This window comes from Paenibacillus sp. A3, from assembly GCF_001399685.1.
GTDB lineage: Bacteria > Bacillota > Bacilli > Paenibacillales > NBRC-103111 > Paenibacillus_G.
The window spans coordinates 1-6,932 of record NZ_JTHN01000278.1 but is presented as its reverse complement, the minus strand read 5'-3'; the positions used below and the strand labels follow the sequence as shown (position 1 = coordinate 6,932).

Annotated in this window: 9 protein-coding genes; 6 read left to right on the top strand and 3 right to left on the bottom strand. The window is 55.6% G+C overall.

Annotated elements, in window-relative coordinates:
- Positions 1 to 51: 51 nt before the first annotated feature.
- The 3 genes from QJ48_RS32825 to QJ48_RS32815 all read right to left on the bottom strand — a co-directional run bounded on the left by QJ48_RS32825 (position 52) and on the right by QJ48_RS32815 (position 1,460).
- Positions 52 to 597 carry a hypothetical protein gene (locus tag QJ48_RS32825; RefSeq protein ID WP_054977519.1) on the bottom strand — a complete coding sequence of 182 codons (546 nt, stop codon included), beginning with the start codon at positions 595 to 597 and terminating at the stop codon, positions 52 to 54.
- A gap of 105 nt (positions 598 to 702) precedes the next feature.
- Positions 703 to 1,020: a cyclic-phosphate processing receiver domain-containing protein gene (locus tag QJ48_RS32820; protein WP_054977518.1), complete on the bottom strand. Its 318-nt coding sequence runs from the start codon at positions 1,018 to 1,020 to the stop codon at positions 703 to 705.
- A 140-nt stretch (positions 1,021 to 1,160) separates the two neighbouring features.
- Entirely contained in the window at positions 1,161 to 1,460 is a 300-nt protein-coding gene (locus tag QJ48_RS32815; protein WP_054977517.1) for a DUF4870 domain-containing protein, read from the bottom strand.
- Between the two features lie 399 nt (positions 1,461 to 1,859).
- On the opposite strand from QJ48_RS32815, the gene sda reads away from it, so the two are divergent.
- The 6 genes from sda to QJ48_RS32785 form a co-directional block, all read left to right on the top strand.
- Positions 1,860 to 2,015, top strand: a complete 156-nt coding sequence (gene sda, locus QJ48_RS32810; protein WP_054977516.1) for a sporulation histidine kinase inhibitor Sda — start codon at positions 1,860 to 1,862, stop codon at positions 2,013 to 2,015.
- A 73-nt stretch (positions 2,016 to 2,088) separates the two neighbouring features.
- Positions 2,089 to 2,352, top strand: a complete 264-nt coding sequence (locus QJ48_RS32805; protein WP_054977515.1) for an HPr family phosphocarrier protein — start codon at positions 2,089 to 2,091, stop codon at positions 2,350 to 2,352.
- 24 nt (positions 2,353 to 2,376) lie between these two features.
- On the top strand, positions 2,377 to 4,485 hold the full coding sequence (locus QJ48_RS32800; RefSeq protein WP_054977514.1) for a BglG family transcription antiterminator: 2,109 nt from the start codon (positions 2,377 to 2,379) through the stop codon (positions 4,483 to 4,485).
- Positions 4,469 to 4,792 (top strand): PTS sugar transporter subunit IIB, encoded by a 324-nt coding sequence (locus QJ48_RS32795; protein ID WP_054977513.1) that lies wholly within the window; start codon positions 4,469 to 4,471, stop codon positions 4,790 to 4,792. The genes QJ48_RS32800 and QJ48_RS32795 overlap by 17 nt, the downstream gene beginning before the upstream one ends.
- Positions 4,789 to 6,066, top strand: coding sequence for a PTS ascorbate transporter subunit IIC (locus tag QJ48_RS32790; RefSeq protein WP_054977512.1), 1,278 nt, complete (start codon positions 4,789 to 4,791; stop codon positions 6,064 to 6,066). Before QJ48_RS32795 ends, QJ48_RS32790 begins: the two co-directional genes overlap by 4 nt.
- Before the next feature lie 163 nt (positions 6,067 to 6,229).
- A partial coding sequence (locus QJ48_RS32785) for an ABC transporter substrate-binding protein (protein WP_054977511.1) occupies positions 6,230 to 6,932 on the top strand: 703 nt, incomplete at its 3' end.

The window sequence follows — 6,932 nt, the reverse complement described above, 5'->3', positions numbered from 1 at the left end:
TACAAGGCGTCCGCTTTTTTTGCCGTTGATGATGGCATGCCGCAGGCCGGCTCACTGTTTGGCGTATACATGCAGGCGCTCGATATATTCATGCACCAGCGCTTGCAGGGCTTCCGCCTTTTGCTCGAGGCCGCCGTCCTCGCCGAAGGCTTGCCGAATCGCTTCGACGTAAGCTTGGCCCTGCTTCTTTCCCGGCGCGTATGCGCGGCCGTAGTCGTCCAGATAGCTCGGCAAAAAGTAACATTCCAACACATTCATCGCCAACCGGTAGTCCTCTTGCGGATTCGAATCCGACCATGCCTTCAGCTTGTCATACAAGGCGCTTAGCGTAATCAGGCCGAGCCGATACGTTCTTCGCGCAAATTCAAACGCCTGCGGGTCGATCTCCTCACGCTCGAACTGCTTGAAGTTTTTTTCGTCCAGCAAATACAAAGCCCCGCCCCATTCGGAAGCAAATTTCAGCCAAAAGTCGGCGTCCTCGCGTCGGATCGCAATCGCTTGAAGTTCTTCGAAGACGATATCCGGGTTAGCGGCGAGCTTGGCTTTGGCCTCCTCTTTCGGCGAGTTTCCTTCAAAATTCAGCACATTGGCATTCACGTGACTGCTCCTATCTAAGCCATAGGTTTATTCCGCGGGTCCCTGCCGTCATTGGCAGCGAACGTGCGAACGGATACTTCATTGTATCATATCCGCAACCGCCGGTTAAATCTTAAATGCCAACGGCTCCGGTCGAACCGTTAGCTTGACATTGCTTGGCTTATGCTTGTGCAGCAGGGTCCACATGAGATGCCGTCCGATCGGGTTGGCGCTGTGAATAATAATTTCTTTTGCATACAGGCCTTTCTCGACCATATATTTGACCAGATCGTAGCCGCTGGCTTTGCCGAGCCCCAGATCGTGATCGAGCGACAAGATGTTAACCGGTCCGGCCGTTATTAAATCGATGCACTGCTCGACCGACCTCGCCAGCGTAAATCCTTTCGGGCAAGGACGCAAGTCGTCCAAATACACGTTCGTCATATGCCATCGCCTCTCTTTAACTTCCAGCATACGCACAGCACGGCCCGATTGCTTGGACTGGGGCACAACACGGCGCACCATTTCCGGTGAACGCCAAAAACGCCACTTGGTCGAAGTGGCGTCCGCACGCAGCGTGGCTGTTAGCGTTCCAGCAGAACTTGAATGCCTTTGATCACGTTCCAGACCATAACGACGAAATACAGAATCAGGCTGAGCACGCCCAGAAAAATCGTGGAGGTGACCGAAATCGTCGCGATCCAGATGATGAGGAAGAAGATCAGCGAGAGGAAGGGCAGGATGTGCGAGAGAAGCGCTTTTTTGGCGTGTTCGCGGACCCAGCCGTCGTTGGTGACGAAATACACGATAACCGGGACAAGAAATCCGGCGAAAAAGATGCTGAAATAACAAAGCGAAGCGATCAGTTTACGTGGATCATCCATGAGGGATACTCCCTTCTTCGTATATCAAAATCCATCGATATTATGACTACTTACGTCGGATACGGCAGCCGGTTTCAGGTTCAAATCGGCACGCTGCATAGTTTCAACCGACAGGGGGACGTTTAAACAATAATAACATGCGAAAGCCATTATTGCCCAATTTTAGTTAAAATGGTTCTAATTGGTCCAAATGCGATCATATTTTTTTATCACGAAAACGGTACGCTGCTTGTGTATAACTTTGTCCACATTATACACCCCGCCAATGACGTATATTCGACACTTATTAACAGAATACTCACAAGATATACACATTTTTATGTGGATAACGGAACGCTTGTTCTAATTTTGGGCGCATGTTAATATAATTTTACATTACGAAATAAGGTGAGTTGTCCCATGAAACTGATCAGTAATGAGATTTTAGTGGACTCCTATTTCAAAGCCGTCGATTTGAAACTCGAAGAAGATTTTGTCGAATTGTTGTTAGACGAGATCAAGAGGAGACAAATCAACTTAGACTTCTACAAAGAAGGTAATGCCCAGGTCAGCTGACCGGGCTTTTTTCTTTTATCGGGAAAAACTATGATATAATAGTTCCGACTATGACGGGTGTGGGAGAGGAACGATGGAGCGATTAACGATTGCTGTCAATGTGCCGCTTGGCTTTCACGCCAGACCGGTATCGCGGTGGGTCAGTCTCGCGCAGACCTTTCAAAGTCACATTACCGTGACGTTCCGGGACAAGACGGTCGACGGCAAAAGCGCGCTCGGGCTCATGGCTCTTGCCGTTCCGGGCGGGGCGGAGCTTGAGGTGTGCGCTAGCGGGCCTGACGAGAAAGAGGCGCTTGCCGCTCTCGCTAGCTTGGCCTCGCGATCGTTTTCCGCTTAAGTTTACGGCTACGGAGGCAGAAATATGTTATCCGCAAGACAGCAGAGCATATTGACGGAACTATTGGAACAACGCGGATTTGTGCCTGTGGACCGGTTTCAATCGGAGTATGGCATTTCGGCGCGGACGGTACGCCACGATCTGCTGCAGATCGAAGATTGGCTGGCCGGGTATGGCATCGGGATGGAGCGCAACCGCAAGCACGGCATTGCGCTTATCGTAGACGAGGACGGGCGGGAGAAGCTTGAGCGTCTGCTTAGAGAACGGCCGGATCATCTCGATGCGGAGCGGCGGTCCCGCTGGCTGGCCAAGCGGCTGCTCGAATCGTCCAAGCTGCGGACGGACGAGGTGCAGGAAGAACTGAAAATCAGCAAAAGCACGCTGCTGAGCGATTTGACGGAAGTCACCAGGCTGCTGGGCGGCAAAGACCTGAAGCTCGCCAGAGAGGGCGGATGGATTCGGGTGCTGGGGGACGAACGGAAAAAAAGATCGGCCTATCTCGAACTGCTGCGGCTGGAGATTACGGATGAGAATGTCCTTCGGGTCGTTCTTGGGGACCGGGAAGACCGGATGGGAGGAACGAATCTGTGGAACCCGTGGTTCTCGCCCAAGGATGCGCAATTTTTATTCGATATCGTGCGGATGCTGGAGCGCAAGTTGAACGTCGAATTTACGGACGCGGGGTATTCGGCGCTTGTGCTTCACCTGCTGATGGCCGTCGAGCGGCTGAAAAACAATCACCGCATTCAAATGGATCCGGAACTGTTCGGCGAGGTGAGCGGAGCGGAGGAGTTCCGGGTCGTCCGACAGCTTGCGCTGCCGGAAATGGAGCGTTATTTTCAGCTTGAGGTACCCTTGGAAGAGGCGGGCTATATTACCCAGCACATCCTGGGCGCGCAAAAAGCGCAGGACGCCAAGGCGGAGCAGTCCGTTTACGTCCAACTGGCCAAGCGGATCGTCATGGAGGTGGAGCAGGAGCTGCATCGGCCGCTTCAGCGTACCGAACAGGTGATACACGGGCTGTCCGTCCATTTGAAGCCTGCGATGTACCGCGCTAAATTCGGGCTGCAGAGCGCGAATCCGCTGCTGCCGCAGCTGGAGCAGGAATATGCTTCGCTGCTCGACGTGACGCAAGAGGTGGTCAACCGGGTGCTGCAGGAGCAAGGAGTTTGCTTCGATCGCGATGAAATCGGTTACATCTCCTTGCATTTAAGCAGCGGACTGGCGCATGCCGTAAGTGCGGTCCGGAAACGGGTCGCGATCGTATGCAGCTCCGGCCTTGGTTCGTCGGCGATCCTTCAGCGCAGGCTGGAGTCGATGTTCCCCGTGCTGGAGATTGCCGGGAGATTCGCTTACAAGGAGCTCAAGCAGCTGCCGTTCGAGCAAATCGACGCGGTGTTATCGACGATCGAGATTCAACTGCCGCTTCCGGTGCAGGTGATCAAAGTATCGCCGCTGCTGAGCCCCGAGGACGAGAGCAGAATCGGACGTCTGCTCGGTGTATCGCCGCTGGGGCGGCCGATGGAAGCCGATACGCTGCAGCGGGTGGGCGAGATCGTGCGTATCGTCGAGCGGCATGCCGACGTGCGCAACCGGAACCGGCTGCTGGAGGACCTTATCCATCTGCTGCAGGGTGGAGGCGTTTCCGGCCATAAAGCGCTGCAGCGGCTGACGGATTTGCTGCCCGCCGGCTCCATCCTGACCGGGCAAACGGCTGAGGGCTGGGAAGAGGCGGTGCGGCTCGGCAGCAGGCTGCTGCGCGAGCGTGGAATCATCGGACTTCAGTACGAAGAAAAGCTGCTCCAAATGATTGGGGAGCAGAAGCATCATTTTGTCATCGGGGAAGGCATTGCTTTCCCGCACGCATCGCCACAGGACGGCGTATGGGGCACCGGATTCAGCTTAGTCACGCTGGCGGAGCCTGTACCGCTCGGACCGTCGGGGCAGCCGGTGTGGCTGCTCGTTACGCTGGCCGCTGCGGACAAGACGTCGCATTTGACCGCGTTATCCACGCTGCTCGACGTGTTTGGCGATGCGGCGTTTATGGAATTTCTGAGACGGGCCGACGATGCGGCTGCCGTATGGGATCGTTTGAGGACAAAGGAGGGCGGGACGCTTGACGCTGAAAATTAACGTGGTTTGCACAAGCGGTCTCGGTACCAGTCTGATGATCCGCATCCATCTCGAAGCGCTGCTTCGGGAGCAGGGGCTCCGCGCCGACATTGAGCACATGGATGTCGCGTCACTCGGCCTAAGTCCGGCCGCGGACTTGATCGTCGGCGCGCACCATATCGCCGATTCTTTGCCTCACCGGCTGCTGGAGCAAGCCGAATGGATACCGCTGGAAAATATGACCGACCGGAATTACTTGCGGACCAAGCTGATGGAAAGCCCGCGTTTTCTGGCCTGGCGGGAACGGGAGAAGGGAATGCGGGAATGAACTGGTCGCAAATTATCAATAAAGGGCTGCTCGGCGAACCGGCCTTTTTGCTCGGGGTTATTGCCTTGATCGGACTGCTGCTGCAAAAAGCTTCTCCGCAAAAACTGCTCAGCGGCACGATCAAAACGATGCTCGGGTATATTTTGCTGCAGATCGGAGCTTCCGCCGCCGGTTCGTCCTTATCCAATCTATCGATCATTGTGCAGCGCGGGCTGCAAATGATCGGCATTATGCCGCACAACGAGACGATTGCGGGACTCGCTCAGATCAACTACGGCCGAGAGATCGCGGTCATCATGCTGATCGGTATGGCGCTTCATCTGGCTATCGCCCGCTGGACGCCGTTCAAGTACGTCTTCCTTACCGGCCATCACATGCTTTTCATGGCATCGATGCTGGCGGCTTTGCTCGATTCGGCCCATCTTCCGGCGTGGCAGCTTTACGGATGGGGCGGGCTGTTCTTGGCGCTCGCCATGTCGTTCGGACCGGCGGTGAGCCAGAGGTACGTCCGGCAAGCGACCGGCGGCAGCGAGTTCGCCATCGGACATTTTAACAGCGTAGGCTATGCGCTTTCGGGCTTGATCGCTCAGATGGTCGGGACGAAGGAAAAGAAGCCGATGCCGGAAGGGTTGAAACGGATTTATCCGTTTTTCCAGGACCATATGGTCGTCATCGCTGTCTTTACCCTGCTGCTGTTCGGTTTGTCCAGCTTGTTCGTGCCGGTCGAAGCGCTGTCCGAGATGTTTTCCGGGCGTCATCCCGTAGTCGTTTCGGCCATTCAGGCGATCTGGTTCACGGCCGGCGTGTTCGTTATATTGTCGGGCGTGCGAATGATGCTCGCCGAAATTATCCCTGCCTTTAACGGGATTGCCGAAAAAATCGTGCCGGGAGCGATTCCGGCGCTGGATTGCCCGGTTTTGTTCACGTACGCGCCCATTGCGGCCGCGCTCGGCTTCCTGCTCAGCTTTATCGGAGGGCTTGCCGCGATGGGCGCACTCATGGCATTCCAGTACACGGTCATCATCCCCGGCGTGATCCCGCACTTTTTCTCGGGGGGCGCTTCCGGCGTCATCGCGTATCAGGTCGGCGGCCGGAGGGGGCTGATCGTTGCTGCGCTGTGCCACGGCTTCATCATTACGCTGCTGCCGGTCTTTTTGCTGCCGCTGCTCTCCAGCCTCGGCTTCGTCCGGGCGACGTTCGCGGACACGGACTTTGCCGTCGTCGGGCTGATTTTGAACGGGCTGCTTCGCTTGTTCGGCATAGAGGCCGGTTAATACGGGGTGTTGCTTGCTTGAGCCTCCGGTTCATGATCTCATGGTCATGGGCCGGAGGTTTTATTTTTTGCCGTTTGTTGTGGCAAAGACTTAAACTTCCCGGTTGGAAACGCTTCACTTATGATAAAGCTATCCAAACAACCGAAGGGAGTCGTTATAAAAGATGAAAAAAGCACTATCCGCTACGCTCGCCGTAATCTTGACCGCATCCGTAGCTGCCGGTTGCGGCAGCGCCGACAAGCCTGCCTCCGGCGGATCCGCACCTGCTCCGGCAGCCGGAGATACAGCTAAAACGGACAAGTCGAAAGGCAAGCTGACCGTATACGTCGGATTCCAGGAAGACCATGCCGTCGAGGCGATGAAGCAGTTCACGAAGGACACCGGGATTCAAGCCGACATGGTCCGCATGTCCGGGGGCGAGATTCTCGCCAAAATCCGCGCGGAGAAAGACAACCCGCAGGCGGATATCTGGTACGGCGGCCCGGCGGACACGTTCGTCGCCGCAATGAACGAAGGACTGCTCGCGCCTTATAAATCGCCAGCTGCCGAGAAAGTGGATGCCAAGTATAAAGACCCGAACGGTCATTGGACCGGGATTTATGTCGGTTTCCTCGGCTTTGCGTCAAACAAGAAGTTTTTGAAGGATCATAACCTTCAGGCCCCACAAACGTGGGAAGATCTGCTCAATCCTGCGTATAAGGGACAAATCGTCATGGCGAACCCGGCTTCGTCCGGCACGGCCTACACCGCTCTCTACACCGTACTGAAAGTGAAAGGCGCGGAAGATAAAGGGTTCGATTACCTGAAAAAGCTGCACCCGCAAATTCAGCAGTACACGACCAGCGGTTCCGCCCCGGGGCGGATGG